Origin of the sequence: Mycobacterium sp. 4D054 (genome assembly GCF_052245755.1) — a bacterium.
In the GTDB taxonomy this organism is placed as follows: domain Bacteria; phylum Actinomycetota; class Actinomycetes; order Mycobacteriales; family Mycobacteriaceae; genus Mycobacterium.
The window spans coordinates 1-16,148 of sequence record NZ_JBQQCF010000004.1 but is presented as its reverse complement, the minus strand read 5'-3'; the positions used below and the strand labels follow the sequence as shown (position 1 = coordinate 16,148).

Genomic DNA, 16,148 nt, shown 5'->3' with positions numbered 1-16,148 from the left:
AACGGCACAGAGCGAGTGCGGATGAAGTTGTGACTTGCGAGTCTATTGTGCCTCGTGAGACGCCTGTTGCGCTAGTCCGGCCCGTACTCTCTTAGGACTTCATCAGACAGTGCGGGCATCACCGGGTGCGCCCACTCCCCGAAGCGGCGGTCGGTGAGCACGACCAGCGCCAATGCGGCGTCCGGATCGACCCACAGGAACGTGCCGGTCTGACCGAAATGACCGTAGGTACGGGGCGAGTTGCCGGCCCCGGTCCAGTGCGGCGATTTGCCGCCGCGGATCTCGAAACCCAGTCCCCAGTCGTTGGGACGCTGCACGCCGAAGCCCGGCAACACACCGTCGCGACCCGGGAACTGCACGCTGGTCGCCTCACGGTGCATCTGACCGGACACGAGCGCGGGCGTGAGCAGCTCGCCGGCGAACGCCACCAGATCGTCGACGGTGGAGGTGACCCCGTAACCGGCGGCCTCGGTCCCGCCGTCGAGGGTGGTGTCGCCCATTCGCAACGGCGCGAAGACGGACTCGGCCAGGTAGGCGGGGAATGGGATCGACGACTGCGCGGCGAGGGTCTGGGCGAGCACGGTGAAACCGTGATTGGAGTAGACCCGTCGCGTGCCGGGCCGCGCGATCACCTTCGACGAGTTCATCTCGTAGCCGGCGGTGTGGGCCAGCAGGTGTCGCACCGTCGCGCCCGGCGGGCCGGCGTCGCCGTCGAGTTCGATCGCCCCTTCCTCGACGGCGACCTGCGCGGCACGGGCCACCAGCAGTTTGGTCACCGAGGCCAGCGCGAACCGGTGGCCGGTGTCGCCGTGGCGGGCCAATACGCCGGACGGCCCCACCACCGCGGCAGCGGCAGTGGGGACCGGCCAGTCGCTCAGGACCTCGAGTGCGCTCATCGCTCCCGAGCGTAGCGAGGGCTATTTCGTGGCGATGTAGTAGAAGTTGATCGGATCCGACTCGATCTCGCGGACCTGCACATCGCCGAACCCGGCGTCGGTCAGCATCGACGTCGCCAGCTCCCGACCCCAGCAGGTGCCGAGCCCGTCACCGCCGAGCCCGAGCGACACGCTCATGCAGTGCATGGTCGACACGGTGTACAGGTACGCCGCGAACGGCACCCCGACGTTGTCCTCGACCCGGCTCGACGACTTGATGTCGACCATCAGGAACGTCCCGCCCGGCCGCAGCGCGCGGTGGATGTTGGCCAGCACCCGGCCCGGGTGGGCCTGATCGTGGATCGCGTCGAACGCGGTGATGACATCGAACGCCTCGGTCGCGTCGTAGTCGGCGACGTCGGTGGGCGTGAACGTGGCGTTCGTGAGCCCCAGCCGGTGCGCCTCGGCGGCGCCGGCGGCCAGTCCCTCGGCGGAGAAGTCGAGACCGACGAAGCGGCTGGCCGGGAACGCCGCCGCCATCACGTTGACGGCATGACCGCTGCCGCAACCGAAGTCGGCCGCGTCGGCACCGTCGCGCAGGCGCTGCGGAACTCCCTCGGCCATCGGCAGGATCACGTCGATCAGCGCGGCGTCGAAAACCTCTCCGCTCTCCTCGGCCATCAGGGTGTGGAAGCGCGGATATTCGGCGTAGGACAGCCCGCCGCCGTGACGGAAGCAGTCGATGACCTTCTGCTCGACCTCGCCGAGCAGCGGGATGAACTGTGCGACGCGCGCGAGGTTGTCCGGGCCGGCGGTGCGGGTGAGCACCGCCGCGCGGTGCGGCGGCAGCGAATAGGTCTGCGCGGCCGCGTCATAGTCGACGATCCGGCCGGCCGTCACACCGCCGAGCCACTCCCGGACGTAGCGTTCGTCGAGTCCGGCCGCGTCGGCGATCTGGGTGCTGGTGGCCGGCGGCAGGTCAGACATCGTGTCGAACAGCCGGGTCTGGTGGCCGATCGACAGCAGGATCGCGATGCTGGCGGCGTCGATGGAGCCGACGACGCGTTCGGCGAATCCCTCAGTGGTCTCGGCGGCGATCGCCGGATTCTCATTCAGTGTGGTCATGGGAGAAAACGGTAGGCCGCCAACGGCGCGGCCGGTATCGGTCGAACCATGCGTTTCGGGGGTCCGGCGATGGTGCAGATGATGTAGATCAGCGGTCATCGGTCGCCACGCCGTGCTGGAACGCCCAGCTCGCCGCCGCGGTGCGGGTGTTCACCCCGAGCTTGGCGTAGATGTTGGCCAGGTGTCGGCCCACCGTCTTGTCGGACAGCTGCAGCTGCTGGGCGACCTGCCGGTTGGTGGCGCCGTGGGCGATCCTGGTCAGCACGTCGAGTTCCCGGCGGGTCAGTCCACCCGGGGCCGGCGCTCCGCAGATGCCGGCGGATCCGACGCCGAGCTGGGCGTAGATGGCGTCAGCGGTCGCCGCATCGGCCGCGGCCCCGTCGTGGTCACCGAGCCCCCGCCGCGCCAGCGCCATCCACTCGTACACTTCGGCCGTCTCGTACCGGGACTGCGCAAGGCGGTACTCGCGCAACGCGATCTGCAGATGTCCCAGCGCCTGGCCGAACGCTCCGCGACGCACCGCCACGGCACCGCGGGCGTGGGCGGACCAGGCCAGGAAGCCCGGCGTGCCGAATGCGACCGCATCGGTTTCCAGTTCCCGGCAATAGCTTTCGGCCTCGTCGAGCGCGTCCCGGCCCAACGCGATCTCGACCGCGGCGCGCAACAGCGGCACCCGGGACAACCGGTCACTGCCCGCCAGCGCGATGCGGATCGAGGTCCACGCCCCTGCGTGGTCACCGCGCCGGCACGCCAGCAACGCCTCACCGGGTTGCGGGTCCAGGCCGAGCGCCCGCGCCTGCGCGAAAGCCCTTGCCGCACCGTCTAACTCACCTTTGAGACGACGCACTTCGCCGAGCTGGTAGTAGCCCTCGGCGGCGGCCCACGAGTTGACGTCCGCAAGCGCACGGCTCGCCGTACCCAGCCGCTCCTCGAGCTCCCGGTAGTCGCCCGCGGCCGCCTGCACCTGGAGCCGGTGCACATCGCACACGCCGCCGTAGGGCACCGATCCCGACACCCCGCAACACCGCTCCATCGACTGGGTCCACGAGCGCATCCTGGGCAGATCTGCGAGTTTGTGGCAGTGGTGGAGCACGATGCAGTAGATGTCTCCGGCCCACTCGATCGGCACCTGGTCGGCCAGCAGCGGCAGCATCGCCTCGTCGATCAGCGCGTATCCGTCGGTGGTGCGCGCGTGCACAATCGCTTCGATACCGGCGGCGATCAGCCCGAGCGCGGTCACCGCGGGTGCGTCGAGGCGCTCGCTCATCGCCCGCAGCGCCCGCACGTGCTCCGCCAGCGCGTCCAGGTCGTAGGTCATCGCCGCGACGACGGCGTCCAGATAGGCCAGGTAGCCGTGGGCCACACTCTCCTCGGCGGCGGCCAGCAGCCTGCGCGCCCGGCTCATCCAGCCCTGCCCGATGTTGAGGTCGCCGCGCACGAGCCACGCCAGTGCCAGGTCGTTGGCCTTCATCGCGGCGGCATTCGGGTCGGTGCGGGTCAGCTCGGTGAACACCCGCTCCGCGGCACGGCTGGACTCCTTGATGTGCCCCAGCCGCCAGGCCGCGAACGCGAACGCGTCGAGGTCGTCGGTGGGCAGCGGCGCGTGCCGCCCGGCCCGTTCGAACGCCTCGTAGCTCGCGGCCCAGTCCCGCCGCCGGTGCGCTTCGCGGGCGGCAGACAGCAGGTCGAGTCGGCTGTCGGTGAGCATCTCAGCATTCACCGTAGCCCTGATCAGCCCAGTTCGACCGACCGTTTCGCCAGACCCATCCAGTAGCCGTCGATCACCTGTTTCGGCGCCGCGCCGGGATCGTCGGACGCACCGAGCGCGACGAACAGCGGAGCGAAGTGTTCGATCGTCGGATGCGCGTACGGCATGCCCGGCGCCTGGTGGCGGAAGTCGACGAGCGCGTCCACATCGCCGGCCGCCAGCCGCTCACGGGCCCACGCGTCGAACTCGACCGACCAGCCCGGCGGCACCGCGTTCGGCCTCGGGTCGTCGAGGAACGGCAGACCGTGGGTGGTGAAGCCGGACCCGAGGATCAGCACACCGTCGTCGCGCAACGGTCGCAGCCGGTTCCCGAGATGCAGCAGCCGCTCCGGATCCAGGGTGGGCAGCGAGATCTGCAGCACCGGCACGTCGGCCGCCGGGTACATGACCGTCAGCGGGACGTACGCGCCGTGATCGAGCCGGCGGTCGGGGTCATGGTGCACAGGCTCGGTGGAAGGCATCAACTTCGCGACGGCGGCCGCGACGTCCTGCGCCCCGGGCGCGTCGTAGGTGACGTCGTAGTAGCGCTCGGGGAAGCCCCAGAAGTCGTAGGTCAGCGGCGTGCGGGGATCGGTCGAACCGATGGTCAGCGGCGCGGCCTCCCAGTGCGCGGAGACGACGAGGATCGCCGACGGGGCGGGCAGGCGGGCGGCCCAGTCCGCCAGTTGCGACACCCACAGCGCGTCGTCCACCAGCGGCGGGGCGCCGTGGGAGAGGAATGCGACGGGCATGCGGTCGGACATGTCCCCACTCTGCCTGACCCATTAGGGTCGAGACCATGACTCAGACTGTGCGCGGTGTGATCGCTCGGGCCAAGGCTCAACCGGTCGAGGTGGTGGACATCGTCATTCCCGATCCCGGCCCGGGTGAAGTGGTCGTCGACATCCAGGCGTGCGGGGTCTGCCACACCGACCTGCACTACCGGGAGGGCGGGATCAACGACGAGTTCCCGTTCCTGCTCGGCCACGAGGCGGCAGGTCTGGTGGAATCCGTCGGCGAGGGCGTCACCCACGTGGAGCCCGGCGACTTCGTGGTGTTGAACTGGCGCGCGGTGTGCGGACAGTGCCGGGCATGCAAGCGCGGTCGCCCGCATCTGTGCTTCGACACCCACAACGCGGCGCAGAAGATGACCCTGACCGACGGCACGGAGTTGACCCCGGCGCTGGGTATCGGCGCGTTCGCCGACAAGACGCTGGTGCACCAAGGCCAGTGCACCAAGGTCGATCCGGCAGCCGACCCGGCCGCGGCCGGTCTGCTGGGCTGCGGGGTGATGGCGGGTGTGGGCGCGGCGATCAACACCGGCGCGGTCACCCGCGACGACACCGTCGCGGTGATCGGGTGCGGCGGCGTCGGTGACGCGGCGATCGCCGGCGCCAGGCTGGTCGGTGCGAAGAAGATCATCGCGGTCGACATGGACAACCGGAAGCTCGACTGGGCCCGGGAGTTCGGTGCGACGCACACGATCAACGCCGGCGAGCTGGATGTGGTCGAGACGATCCAGGACCTGACCGACGGCTTCGGCGCCGATGTGGTGATCGACGCGGTGGGCCGTCCCGAGACCTGGAAGCAGGCGTTCTACGCCCGCGATCTGGCCGGCACGGTGGTGCTGGTCGGGGTGCCGACCCCGGACATGACACTGGAGATGCCGCTGATCGACTTCTTCTCCCGCGGTGGGGCGTTGAAGTCCTCCTGGTACGGCGACTGCCTGCCCGAGCGTGACTTCCCGACCCTGATCTCGTTGTATCTGCAGGGCCGTTTCCCGCTGGACAAGTTCGTCACCGAACGCATCGGCCTCGACCAGATCGAAGACGCGTTCCACAAGATGCACGCCGGCAGCGACGATGTAGTGCTGCGCTCGGTGGTGGTGCTGTGAACGGCGGACCGATTCAGCGACTGGTCACCAGCGGAACATTCGAACTCGACGGCGGCAGCTGGGACGTCGACAACAACATCTGGATCGTCGGCGACGACAAGGAAGTCGTGGTGTTCGACGCGGCCCACACCGCCGAACCGATCATCGAGGCCGTCGGCGGCCGGCACGTGGTGGCGGTGGTCTGCACGCACGGCCACAACGACCACGTGACCGTCGCCCCGCAGCTCGGGCAGGCGCTCGACGCCCCCGTGCTGCTGCACCCCGCCGACGAGGTGCTGTGGCGAATGACCCACCCGGACAGCGATTTCCGCTCCGTCTCCGACGGAGACACGCTGCGGGTCGCAGGCACCGAACTGCGTGCTCTGCACACCCCCGGGCACTCCCCCGGTTCGGTGTGCTGGCACGCCCCGGAACTGAACGCGGTGTTCAGCGGTGACACGCTGTTCCAAGGCGGGCCGGGCGCGACGGGACGCTCGTTCTCCGACTTCCCGACCATCCTGGAATCGATCTCGGGCCGGCTCGGGAAGCTGCCCGGGGACACCGTCGTCTACACCGGTCACGGCGACTCCACGACCGTCGGCGACGAGATCGTGCACTACGACGAATGGGTGGCCAGGGGGCACTGAGCCGCAGGAGCCGTCAACCCTCCAGGATGCGGCGCTTTTCGGCTTCGAACTCCTGCTCGGTGAGCACACCGGAGTCCCGCAGCGCCGCCAGTGTTTTCAGCTGCTCGAGGCGGATCCGCTGATCGCTGGGCTGGTAGGAGGACACCGGCGGCGGCAGCGGCCCGGGCCAGCTCGGCTCGTCGAGGTTGACCGGACCCGGCAGCGGTCGCGGTGTGCGCCCGGCCCGTGAGGACCACACCACCGCGAGCGCGAGCCCGACCACGCCGGCGACGAACACCGCGCCGAACGTCCCCGGCAACCAGCCCGCCGAGGTGTCGCGACCGAAGGCCATCCGCGGGTCGATGTAACCTCTGACCTCGCCGTCGGTCTGGATCTCGTAGACACCGTCGGCGGGAATCCGGGCGATCCAGATACGGACGCGGACGTCGTTGTTGACCGAGGTGGTCGAGCTCATCGTCTCGGTCACCACGGGTTCGGGGCCGCCGTCGGCGGACGTGATGGCCAGCCGCAACGGGGGCACAGGGAAACCGCCGTCGGTCCCGCCGGGCGCGCGGGTGTGGAAACTGACGGTCACCTCCCCCGCCGGCAGCGTCAACTGTCCGGTTCCCGGGATCGGGATCTGCCCATAGGCATCGAACTCGTCGTAGACGAACGCGTTGAGCATCAGGGTCACGAGGAAGCCGACCGCCCCGCAAACCGTCGCGAGGATGGTCACGGTGAGCGCGACACGCGGCCCGACCCGACCTGTCATGCGCAGAGTTTCGCACAGCTACGCGGGGGCCCGCCTTCTGCGGCGCGACGGCATGCCGAGGACTACCGTTCCGGTCATGGCGGAATCCAGCATCGTGGTGCGCCCTGAGCCGAAGGACAGCGACTCCTACAGTGCCTCGTCGCGCCTGCAGGGCGCCGGACTGAAGCCGGCCATCGCCGTCTTCGAGCGTGCGGCGGCCGCGGTGCCGCTACCGAGGCCAGGCCAGCCGATCGTGATCGCCGACTACGGCGCGGCCAACGGCCTGAACTCGCTGCTGCCGATCGGTGCGGCGATCGCGGTGTTGCGCAAGCGAACCCGTCCGGAGCATTCGGTGCTGGTGGCCCACACCGACCGGCCGGACAACGACTTCACCGAGCTGTTTCACACCCTGGAGAACGACCCGGACACCTACCTGAACAAGGACAAGGCCACCTTCGTCTCGGCGATAGGCCGGTCGTTCTACTCCCAGATTCTGCCGTCGGACAGCGTGCACCTGGGCTGGAGTTCATGGGCGATCGACTGGTTGACCCGCGTCCCGTGCGGCATCGACGGTCACATCCACGCGAATTTCTGTTCTGACGACTTGGTGCGCGCGGCGTATGCACGGCAGGGTGCTCATGACTGGCACGAGTTCGTCGCGTTCCGCGGCCGGGAGCTGAGCCCGGGTGGCCGGCTCGTGGTGATGACGACGGCGATGGGCGACGACGGCGATCACGGTTTCCGGCTGCTGATGTCGGCCCTGCTCGACGCCCTCGACGAGCTGGCCGGCAGCGGCCTGCTGACCGCCGACGAGGTGGCGCGGATGTGCATCCCGACCGTGGTCCGCCGCGCGGCCGACTTCGCGGCGCCGTTCGCCCCGTCGGGCCGTTTCGAACGGCTGGAGATCGAGCACCTGGAGATCTTCGACGCCACCGACCGGTTCTGGGAGAAATACCGGATCGACGGCGATGCAAGAGCTTTCGGAGCACGCTGGGCCGCCTTTGCGCGGGCGGCGTTGTTCGCCTCGCTCGCGCATGCACTGGAGAACCGGGCCGCCGAGCGCGTCGGCGAATTCTTCGACCGGCTGGAGAAGGGCGCCGCCGAGCGGATCGCGGCGGCGCCGGAGCAGACCCGGATACCGCTGGCCCACGTGGTCCTTTTCAAGCGGCCCAAGGCCTAACGGATCGTTCCGACTCCGGGGATCAGCGGCAGGTCCAGTGCGGTGACCCAGCCGGGTGAGCGGTCGTTGACCGCCGGCACCGCGTTCAGCGCGCGCAGGCCCGTTGCCAGGCATCCGGCCGCTGCGGCGTCTCGCCCCGAACCGTCGGTGAACCGGAACGCGGTCTCCTGGAAGATGCTGGGCGTGCCCTCGATGTCGACGCGGTACACGTCGTTCTCGTTGCCCGCCGGCCAGTCCGGTGCGGCATCGTTGCCGATCCGGTTCACGTGCTCGAGCTGGATGCGGGTCTCACCCCGGTACACCCCGTTGACGGTGAAGCGGACGGCGGCGACGTTGCCCGGCGCGATGACCCCTTTGGCGGTCTTGCGCTCCTCGGGCGTCACCCACTTCTCCCACGTCGTGGTCATGTCGTCGAGCATGATCCCGGCAGCGTGGGCGATCATCGGAACCGTGGCGCCCCAGGCGAATACCAGGATGTCCGGATTCTCCAGCATCGCCCGGTACTCGGGCGGTCTGCCGATGCCCATCTCGCGGTCGTAGTCGCCTTCGTAGTTGGTGTAGTCAAGCAGTTCGGAGGCGCGCACGCGACGGACCTCCGAGCACAGGCCCATCAGCGTCATCGGGAACAGGTCGTTGGCGAATCCGGGGTCGATGCCGGTGGTGAAGCACGACGACTCTCCGAGCTCACACGCCACGGTGATCGGCTCGATCCAGTTGGGCGGGTTCAGGTGCATGGTCGGCCAGATCCACGGCGTCATCGCGGTCGAGCACACATCGATGCCGGCCCGCAGGAAGCGGGTGATCAGCTCGATGTTGGCCTCGGCGTGCGCGGCGGTCGGACCGTAGTGCACCAGCGCGTCGGGTGACAGGTCGATCAGCGCGTCGACGTCGTCGGTGGCGATCACCCCGATGTCGCGGCCCAGCCCGCAGAGCTCGCCGACGTCACGGCCCACCTTGTCTGGATTGCTCACACCGACGCCGACAAGCTCGAACTGCGGATGCTTGACGACCTCGGCGATCACCATCCGGCCGACGAACCCGGTCCCCCAGATCACCACTCGCTTCATCGCGCCGCTCCTCTAGAAGCAGCGCCGCAGGCCGCCGGGCTCACAGATCAACGGATACCGGTCGACCGGGATCGGCAGCGGTTCCTTGTAGGAGAGCGTGAACGGGGTCTCGATGATCCCCGGCGCCATCCCGCAGTTGCCGGTGTGGGTGATCTTGCGCGTGCCCGACATCGTGACATCGTCGAACCGGATGACCTCCACCGTCGGCGCCCAGCTGCCGTCCGGGCACTGCATGCCCTCCTTCTTCGGGGTGGTGAACCCCCACACACCGCCGACCAGCACCGCGTCACCTCCGGTCAGGCCCGACGACGGGGTGACGTGCAGCCGGCAGCCGACCGGCAGGTAGAGCGGTTCCCGCAGGTCACCGACCACCGGCACACACGACGGAAAGATGGTCCACGTACCGGACTGCCCTTCGGAGGTGTAGTTGTAGACACCCTCCATCACGTTGGCCGCCTGGGCCGGGCCGGAGAATCCCACGGCGGCACCGGCGAGAACGACGACCGCGGCCACACCGCGCAGCAGCTTCATGCCCCGCAGTATTTCAGCCGTCGGTGGACAAAGTCACGGATTTGTCGGGTGCCGGGTTTTGCCCGCGGGGCGCCCGGGTAGAAGACCGGCACTGCAGACTCGGGTTCCCGGGTGGTTGCATATGGCGAGGACGGCGGTGCGCACCGCTGTTCTCGCCATATGTGCGCTGCTGGTCGCCGTCACCGGTTGCTCGACCGGACAGCGCGTCGACCTCGGCCAGGGCACCGGCGCCCTGGTGGCGGCGATCGCCGGCGAACCCGATCAACTCGATCCCCACAAGACCACGGCGTACTTCTCGTTCGAGGTGCTGGAGAACGTGTTCGACACGCTCGTCGAACCTGACGAGAACCTCCGGATGCGGCCCGCGCTGGCCGAGTCGTGGGAGGTCAGTCCGGACCAGCTGACATGGACGTTCCGGATGCGTCCCGGCGTGACGTTCCACGACGGCACTGTGCTGACCGCCGACGACGTGTTGTTCTCCTACCGGCGCATCATCGACGAGCAGCTGGCCAACTCGGACAAGTTCAACTCGGTGCGCGCCGTCGAGGCCCCCGACCCGGCCACCGTGGTGATCCGCGTGGACCGCCCCAGGCCGAACATGCTGACCAACCTCGGTGGCTTCAAAGGCATGGCGATCGTGTCGCGCGCCAACGTCGAGAGCGGGCGGATCGCCACCCACCCGGTCGGGACCGGGCCGTTCCGATTCCTCGGCCAGAAGAGCGGCGACTCGATCTCGCTGGGCGCCAACCCCGACTACTGGGATGGACCGCCAGGCGTCTCCGGCGTCACGTTCCGGTTCATCTCCGAACCGTCGACGGCGTTGTCGGCGCTGCAGGCCGGTGAGGTGGACTGGACCGACTCAGTGCCGCCGCAGCGGGTGGCCCAGCTGCGCGACGACGAGTCCGTCGAACTGGCGGTCACCCCGAGCAACGACTACTGGTATCTGGCGCTCAACGAGGCGCGCGAGCCGTGGAACGACGTGCGGGTGCGGCAGGCGATCGCCTACGCCGTCGACCGCGACGCGATCGTGCAGGCCACCAGCTACGGAACCGCGGCGGTGAACCAGCTCGCGATCCCCGAGGGCAATCCGTGGTTCACCGCGTATGACAGGTATCGCGAGGACGGCGAGGCAGGTCTCGACACCGCCCGCAGCCTGCTCGACACGGCGGGCGCGCGGCCCACCAGCCTCGACATGCTCGTCACCACCGAATACCCGGAGACCGTGACGGCAGCGCAGATCATCGCCGACAACCTTGCGCCGCTTGGCATCACGGTGAACATCCGCACCGTCGACTTCGCCACCTGGCTCGACGAGCAGAACTCGGGCAACTTCGACATGCTGATGATGGGATGGCTGGGCAACATCGATCCGGACGACTTCTACTACGCCCAGCACCACACCGACGGCACCAGCAACGCGCAGAAATTCTCCGACCCCGAGGTCGACCGGCTGCTCGACGCCGGCCGCGTCGAGACCGACGAAGCCGCGCGCAAAGACGCGTACGCCAAGGCCGCGACGCTGATCGCCGACCAGGTCAGCTACATCTACCTCTACAACCCCTCGGTCATCCAGGCGTGGAACCCGCAACTGTCGGGATACGAGGCGCGCCGTGACGGTGCGGTCCGGTTCCGCACGGCAACATTCGACACGAGCGGGGGTGCGTGACCGTGATGATCGTGAGGTTCGTCGCGCGCCGGCTGCTGTACTCGGCGATCGTGTTGTTCGGCGTGCTGATCGTCGTTTTCGCGCTCGTACACCTGGTGCCCGGTGATCCGGTGCGCATCGCACTCGGCACCCGCTACACCCCCGAGGCCTACGAAGCACTGCGCGCTGCAAGCGGTCTCGACCGTCCGCTGGTGTCGCAGTTCTTCGGCTACCTCGGCTCGGCGCTGACCGGCGACCTCGGGGTCAGCTTCCGCAACGGCGACCCTGTCACCACGACCCTGGTGGAGCGGCTGCCGGCCACGCTGTCGCTCGGACTCGTCGGCATCGTCATCGCGCTGGCGATCGCGCTGCCCGCCGGCATCTACGCCGCGCTGCGGGAAGGCAGGCTCAGCGATGCGCTGGTCCGCATCGGCAGCCAGTTCGGGGTGTCGATCCCGGACTTCTGGATGGGCATCCTGTTGATCGCGTTGTTCTCGACGGTGCTGGGGTGGCTGCCGACGTCGGGCTACCGGCCGCTGTTCGAGGACCCCGCGGGGTGGCTGCGTCACGTGATCCTGCCCGGCCTGACGGTGGGGGTGGTGGCGGCGGCGATCATGACCCGCTATGTGCGCTCGGCGGTGTTGGAGGTCGCCGCAATGGGCTACGTCCGTACAGCCCGCTCCAAAGGACTTTCCCCGCGGGTCGTGACCTTCCGGCACACGGTGCGCAACGCGCTGGTGCCGATCCTGACCATCACCGGTATCCAGTTGGCCACCCTGCTGGGCGGCGTGATCGTCGTCGAGGTGGTGTTCGCGTGGCCCGGCCTGGGACGGCTGGTGTTCAACGCGGTGGCGGCCCGCGACTACCCGCTGATCCAGGGCGCGGTGCTGCTGATCGCGGCACTGTTCCTGGCGATCAACCTGCTCGTCGACGTGCTATACGCCGTTGTGGACCCGAGGATCCGATTGGGATGACGAGCACCGGACCGGACAGCACCCGCACCTCGTCGTGGCGGCTGCTCGCACGTAACCCGGTCACGCTGATCAGTGCGCTCGTGCTGATCGTCGTGGCGATCGTCGCGGTGGCGGCGAACTGGATCGCCCCTTACGGCGTCAACGACGTCGACGTGCCGAATGCCCTTGCCCCGCCCAGTGGTTCGCACTGGTTCGGCACTGACGAGTTGGGTCGCGACGTGTTGTCGCGGGTGCTGGTGGCGATTCAGGCGTCGATGCGGATCGCGGTCATCAGCGTGGTGCTCGCCATGGTCGTCGGTGTCGCGGTCGGGCTGATCGCCGGCTACCGGGGCGGCTGGCTGGACACAGTGCTGATGCGGGTGGTGGACGTGATGTTCGCGTTCCCGGTGCTTCTGCTCGCGCTCGCGGTGGTCGCGATCCTCGGCCCGGGCGTGACGACGACGATCCTGGCGATCGCGATCGTGTACACGCCGATCTTCGCGCGGGTTTCGCGTGCCAGCACGCTCGGGGTGCGTACCGAACCGTACGTGTCGGCGTCGAAGGCCCTCGGCACCGGCGACGTGTACATCCTGCGGCGGCACATTCTGCCGAACATCGCGGGCCCACTGATCGTGCAGACGTCGCTGTCGCTGGCGTTCGCGATTCTGTCCGAGGCCGCGTTGTCGTTCCTGGGCCTCGGGATTCAGCCTCCGCAGCCGTCGCTGGGCAGGATGATCTTCGATTCGCAGGGGTTCGTGACGATGGCGTGGTGGATGGCGGTGTTCCCCGGGGCGGCGATCTTCGTGATCGTGTTGGCGTTCAACCTGTTCGGCGACGGGCTGCGCGATGTGCTGGATCCCAGACAGCGCACCACCGTCGAGGCCCGCAGGAGGGAGCCATGACGGTGCTGAGCGTGCAGGACCTTCGGGTGCGCATCGGCGCCCGCACCATCGTCGACGGGGTGTCCTTCGACGTCGCCCGCGAGCAGACCGTCGGCATCGTCGGCGAGTCGGGCTCGGGCAAGACGATGACCGTGCTCGCCGCCACCGGCCTGCTGGACGCGCCGGGCGCCCGCGTCTCCGGCTCAAGCACCTTGACCGGCGGGGCCGAGCCCGTGCAGTTGGTCGGCGCGGTGCCGCGGGTGCTGCGTGGTGTGCACGGGGCGCGGATCGGGTTCGTCTTCCAGGATCCGGGGACGTCGTTGAACCCGCTGCTGACGCTGGAACGTCAGATCACCGAATCGCTGGAGACACACCGCAATCTGACCCGGCGGGCGGCCAAGGACCGCGCGCTGGAACTACTGGAGGCCGTTGGGCTGCCCGACCCGCAGATGCGTCTGCACGCCTATCCGCACCAGCTCTCCGGCGGGCAGCGCCAGCGGGTGATGATCGCGATCGCGCTGGCGTGTGACCCCGAGCTCCTGATCGCCGACGAGCCGACCACCGCGCTCGACGTCACCACCCAGGCGCAGATCATCGAGCTGGTGCGCACCCTGCAGTGCGACTTCGGCACCGCGGTGGTGTGGATCAGCCACGATCTCGGGGTGATCGGCCAGGTCGCCGATGAGGTGACGGTGATGCGCAACGGGGTGACCGTCGAGCAGGCGCCGATCCTGGACGTGTTCGACCGGCCCCGCGACGAGTACACCCGCGATCTGCTCGCGGCGCGGCCCGTACTCGACCGGGCAGGCCCGCCGGCGGTCCCTGATGCGGAGCCTCTGCTCGCAGTCGACGGCCTCGACGTCCGGTTCACGGTGAGCACCCCGGTCGGGCGGTCAACGGTGCATGCGGTCAAGGACGTGTCGTTCCGCGTGCGGCGCGGCACCACGTTGGGCCTGGTGGGCGAATCCGGTTCGGGCAAGTCCACGGTCGCGGCCTGCCTGACCGGCCTGGTGAAACCGGATGCGGGCACCGCGACGTTGGCCGGCGACGATGTGCTGACGGTCAAAGGTGCTGCGGCCAAACAGATCAGGCGCCGGGTCGGGATCGTGTTCCAGGATCCGTTCTCGTCGCTGAATCCTCGTGGCCGTATCGGTGATTCGATCGCCGAGCCGCTCGTGGTGCACAAGCTCGCCGATGGACGACAGGCCAGACGGCGACGGGTCGCGGAGCTGCTCGATCTGGTCGGGCTGCCCACCGAGTTCGCGCAGCGGTATCCGCACGAGCTCTCCGGTGGCCAACGGCAGCGGGTGAGTATCGCCCGCGCGCTGGCCGCCGAACCGGATCTGCTGATTCTCGATGAGGCAACGGCGTCGCTGGACGTGTCGGTGCAGGCACGCGTGTTGGACCTGTTGTCACGGCTGCAACGCGAACTCGGGCTGACGTATCTGCTGATCGGGCATGACCTCGCGGTGATCCGGCAGGTCAGCCACGAAGTGCTGGTGATGCGCGACGGTGCGGTGGTCGAGAACCGCCCCGCCGACGACCTGTTCGCCTCACCGGAGCAGGAGTACACGAGGGCGCTGCTGGCCGCGGTCCCACCGGTGAAACCCCGCTCCGCCGTGTGAGGTTCGGCGGGCCCGTGAGAAAGTCGGGGGCATGAGTCAACTGAGCGGCAAGGTCGCATTGGTCACGGGGGCGTCGGCGGGTCTGGGGGCGGCGACGGCGACGTTGTTCGCCGAACGCGGCGCGACGGTGTTCGGCATCGCGCGCGACGCGTCGCGCATGGCCGAGGTGTTCGCCGACATTCCCGGCGCCGCCTTCTCGTCTGTGGACATCACCTCGGCGGCCGCGTGCGCGCAGGCGGTGCAGGACTGTGTCGGCCGGTTCGGCCGGCTCGACGTGCTCGCCAACATCGCCGGCTTCCACAAGATGCGGCACACGGTGTCGATGACCGACGACGACTGGGCGACCGACTTGTCGGTGAACCTCCACGGCCCGTTCTTCCTGTGCCGCGCGGCGCTGCCGCACCTGCTGGAGTCGGGCGGCAACATCGTCAACGTCGCATCGATCGCGGGTGTGGAGGGTGAGGTGTACTCGGCCGGCTACTGCGCGGCCAAACACGGGCTGATCGGGTTGACGCGTGCGCTGGCCGTCGAATTCACCAAGGAGCGGCTGCGGGTCAACGCGATCTGTCCGGGTGGCATGCCGACCGCCCAGACCACCGAATTCGAGGCGCCCGACAACGCCGACTGGGATCTGATCATGCGGATCGCGTCCCCGCGCGGCTTCATGGCGACCGAGGACGTGGCGAAGACGATCGCGTTCCTGGCCAGTGAGGATGCGGCGGCCATTCACGGCGCGGTGTACCGCGTCGACAACGGCAAGGGCGCGGGCTGACCCGGTGAACGGTGCCACTCAGAACGGCGGCGGTTCGTAGGTGGCGGCCAGCCACGCCTGGTGTTGGCGTTCACGTTCGGCGTTGATCTCGATACGCCGGCGGCGTTCACGGGCGATGCGGGCCTGCCGTTCCTGCTCGCGGGTTCTGGCCCGTCGCGGCATCATCGCCGCCTTGTCCGGCGCCTCCGCGGGCACGTCGAGATCGGGCAGGGCCGCCGACGGTGTCGCCAAGGTCGGAAACAACAGTCCGCCAAGCGGTTCGGTGACATAGACATGCCCGGTCGGTGCGGTCAGCACGACCGGGCCGTCGCGGCGCTGCTCGTCACGCCAGCCGTACACCCCGGTGAGGAACGTCTTGATCACATGATGGGTACGGCAGTAATGCTTGAGCCCTGAAGCATGCGTGACCCCGAACGGCCACCGCGTCGTATGGTCGACATCGCAGCGCTCCACCGGGGCGTCGCAACCCGGGAACCGGCAGGTCAAATCCCGCCACT

16 protein-coding genes are annotated in these 16,148 nt (G+C 68.9%); 8 read left to right on the top strand and 8 right to left on the bottom strand.

Going from position 1 to position 16,148, the window contains the following annotated elements:
* Positions 1–71: 71 nt before the first annotated feature.
* From ACTWP6_RS04700 to ACTWP6_RS04685, 4 genes are all read right to left on the bottom strand, one after another.
* On the bottom strand, positions 72–896 hold the full coding sequence (locus tag ACTWP6_RS04700) for a serine hydrolase domain-containing protein (RefSeq protein WP_443186957.1): 825 nt from the start codon (positions 894–896) through the stop codon (positions 72–74).
* A gap of 21 nt (positions 897–917) precedes the next feature.
* Complete coding sequence (locus ACTWP6_RS04695) at positions 918–2,000, bottom strand: class I SAM-dependent methyltransferase (RefSeq protein ID WP_443186956.1); 1,083 nt, start codon at positions 1,998–2,000, stop codon at positions 918–920.
* 88 nt (positions 2,001–2,088) lie between these two features.
* On the bottom strand, positions 2,089–3,708 hold the full coding sequence (locus ACTWP6_RS04690; protein WP_443186955.1) for a LuxR C-terminal-related transcriptional regulator: 1,620 nt from the start codon (positions 3,706–3,708) through the stop codon (positions 2,089–2,091).
* Positions 3,709–3,731: 23 nt separating this feature from the next.
* Positions 3,732–4,511: a dioxygenase family protein gene (locus tag ACTWP6_RS04685; protein WP_443186954.1), complete on the bottom strand. Its 780-nt coding sequence runs from the start codon at positions 4,509–4,511 to the stop codon at positions 3,732–3,734.
* Between the two features lie 35 nt (positions 4,512–4,546).
* Between ACTWP6_RS04685 and ACTWP6_RS04680 the strand changes: the two genes are divergently transcribed.
* Positions 4,547–5,641, top strand: coding sequence for an S-(hydroxymethyl)mycothiol dehydrogenase (locus ACTWP6_RS04680; protein WP_260753982.1), 1,095 nt, complete (start codon positions 4,547–4,549; stop codon positions 5,639–5,641).
* Positions 5,638–6,267, top strand: a complete 630-nt coding sequence (locus tag ACTWP6_RS04675; protein WP_260753983.1) for an MBL fold metallo-hydrolase — start codon at positions 5,638–5,640, stop codon at positions 6,265–6,267. The genes ACTWP6_RS04680 and ACTWP6_RS04675 overlap by 4 nt, the downstream gene beginning before the upstream one ends.
* Before the next feature lie 13 nt (positions 6,268–6,280).
* Here ACTWP6_RS04675 and ACTWP6_RS04670 read toward each other — a convergent pair whose 3' ends face one another.
* Entirely contained in the window at positions 6,281–7,018 is a 738-nt protein-coding gene (locus tag ACTWP6_RS04670; protein ID WP_260753986.1) for an SHOCT domain-containing protein, read from the bottom strand.
* A 76-nt stretch (positions 7,019–7,094) separates the two neighbouring features.
* Between ACTWP6_RS04670 and ACTWP6_RS04665 the strand changes: the two genes are divergently transcribed.
* Positions 7,095–8,177 carry an SAM-dependent methyltransferase gene (locus ACTWP6_RS04665; RefSeq protein ID WP_443186953.1) on the top strand — a complete coding sequence of 361 codons (1,083 nt, stop codon included), beginning with the start codon at positions 7,095–7,097 and terminating at the stop codon, positions 8,175–8,177.
* Here the strand turns inward: ACTWP6_RS04665 and ACTWP6_RS04660 are convergent.
* A complete protein-coding gene (locus ACTWP6_RS04660) occupies positions 8,174–9,244 on the bottom strand; it encodes an NAD(P)H-dependent amine dehydrogenase family protein (protein ID WP_443186952.1) in 1,071 nt (356 codons plus the stop codon). The genes ACTWP6_RS04665 and ACTWP6_RS04660 overlap by 4 nt on opposite strands.
* A 12-nt stretch (positions 9,245–9,256) precedes the next feature.
* The gene (locus ACTWP6_RS04655) at positions 9,257–9,775 is read right to left on the bottom strand and encodes a hypothetical protein (RefSeq protein ID WP_260753994.1); all 519 of its coding nucleotides are present in this window, start codon (positions 9,773–9,775) and stop codon (positions 9,257–9,259) included.
* Between the two features lie 121 nt (positions 9,776–9,896).
* Between ACTWP6_RS04655 and ACTWP6_RS04650 the strand changes: the two genes are divergently transcribed.
* The 5 genes from ACTWP6_RS04650 to ACTWP6_RS04630 are packed head-to-tail and all read left to right on the top strand — an operon-like array spanning position 9,897 to position 15,651.
* Positions 9,897–11,441 (top strand): ABC transporter substrate-binding protein, encoded by a 1,545-nt coding sequence (locus tag ACTWP6_RS04650; protein ID WP_443186951.1) that lies wholly within the window; start codon positions 9,897–9,899, stop codon positions 11,439–11,441.
* Positions 11,442–11,446: 5 nt separating this feature from the next.
* Positions 11,447–12,394, top strand: coding sequence for an ABC transporter permease (locus tag ACTWP6_RS04645; RefSeq protein ID WP_443187102.1), 948 nt, complete (start codon positions 11,447–11,449; stop codon positions 12,392–12,394).
* On the top strand, positions 12,391–13,275 hold the full coding sequence (locus tag ACTWP6_RS04640) for an ABC transporter permease (RefSeq protein ID WP_443186950.1): 885 nt from the start codon (positions 12,391–12,393) through the stop codon (positions 13,273–13,275). The genes ACTWP6_RS04645 and ACTWP6_RS04640 overlap by 4 nt, the downstream gene beginning before the upstream one ends.
* On the top strand, positions 13,272–14,879 hold the full coding sequence (locus ACTWP6_RS04635; protein WP_443186949.1) for an ABC transporter ATP-binding protein: 1,608 nt from the start codon (positions 13,272–13,274) through the stop codon (positions 14,877–14,879). The genes ACTWP6_RS04640 and ACTWP6_RS04635 overlap by 4 nt, the downstream gene beginning before the upstream one ends.
* Before the next feature lie 31 nt (positions 14,880–14,910).
* Positions 14,911–15,651 carry an SDR family NAD(P)-dependent oxidoreductase gene (locus ACTWP6_RS04630; RefSeq protein WP_443186948.1) on the top strand — a complete coding sequence of 247 codons (741 nt, stop codon included), beginning with the start codon at positions 14,911–14,913 and terminating at the stop codon, positions 15,649–15,651.
* Between the two features lie 18 nt (positions 15,652–15,669).
* Here the strand turns inward: ACTWP6_RS04630 and ACTWP6_RS04625 are convergent.
* Positions 15,670–16,148: HNH endonuclease signature motif containing protein (locus ACTWP6_RS04625; RefSeq protein ID WP_443186947.1), on the bottom strand; the 479-nt coding region annotated here is incomplete at its 5' end.

Excerpts from the sequence above, each read along its gene's own strand:
- ACTWP6_RS04700 (WP_443186957.1), bottom strand. The coding sequence starts at position 896 with ATGAGCGCACTCGAGGTCCTGAGCGACTGGCCGGTCCCCACTGCCGCT.
- ACTWP6_RS04695 (WP_443186956.1), bottom strand. The coding sequence starts at position 2,000 with ATGACCACACTGAATGAGAATCCGGCGATCGCCGCCGAGACCACTGAG.
- ACTWP6_RS04690 (WP_443186955.1), bottom strand. The coding sequence starts at position 3,708 with ATGCTCACCGACAGCCGACTCGACCTGCTGTCTGCCGCCCGCGAAGCG.
- ACTWP6_RS04685 (WP_443186954.1), bottom strand. The coding sequence starts at position 4,511 with ATGTCCGACCGCATGCCCGTCGCATTCCTCTCCCACGGCGCCCCGCCG.
- ACTWP6_RS04680 (WP_260753982.1), top strand. The coding sequence starts at position 4,547 with ATGACTCAGACTGTGCGCGGTGTGATCGCTCGGGCCAAGGCTCAACCG.
- ACTWP6_RS04670 (WP_260753986.1), bottom strand. The coding sequence starts at position 7,018 with ATGACAGGTCGGGTCGGGCCGCGTGTCGCGCTCACCGTGACCATCCTC.
- ACTWP6_RS04665 (WP_443186953.1), top strand. The coding sequence starts at position 7,095 with ATGGCGGAATCCAGCATCGTGGTGCGCCCTGAGCCGAAGGACAGCGAC.
- ACTWP6_RS04660 (WP_443186952.1), bottom strand. The coding sequence starts at position 9,244 with ATGAAGCGAGTGGTGATCTGGGGGACCGGGTTCGTCGGCCGGATGGTG.
- ACTWP6_RS04655 (WP_260753994.1), bottom strand. The coding sequence starts at position 9,775 with ATGAAGCTGCTGCGCGGTGTGGCCGCGGTCGTCGTTCTCGCCGGTGCC.
- ACTWP6_RS04650 (WP_443186951.1), top strand. The coding sequence starts at position 9,897 with ATGGCGAGGACGGCGGTGCGCACCGCTGTTCTCGCCATATGTGCGCTG.
- ACTWP6_RS04645 (WP_443187102.1), top strand. The coding sequence starts at position 11,447 with ATGATCGTGAGGTTCGTCGCGCGCCGGCTGCTGTACTCGGCGATCGTG.
- ACTWP6_RS04640 (WP_443186950.1), top strand. The coding sequence starts at position 12,391 with ATGACGAGCACCGGACCGGACAGCACCCGCACCTCGTCGTGGCGGCTG.
- ACTWP6_RS04635 (WP_443186949.1), top strand. The coding sequence starts at position 13,272 with ATGACGGTGCTGAGCGTGCAGGACCTTCGGGTGCGCATCGGCGCCCGC.
- ACTWP6_RS04630 (WP_443186948.1), top strand. The coding sequence starts at position 14,911 with ATGAGTCAACTGAGCGGCAAGGTCGCATTGGTCACGGGGGCGTCGGCG.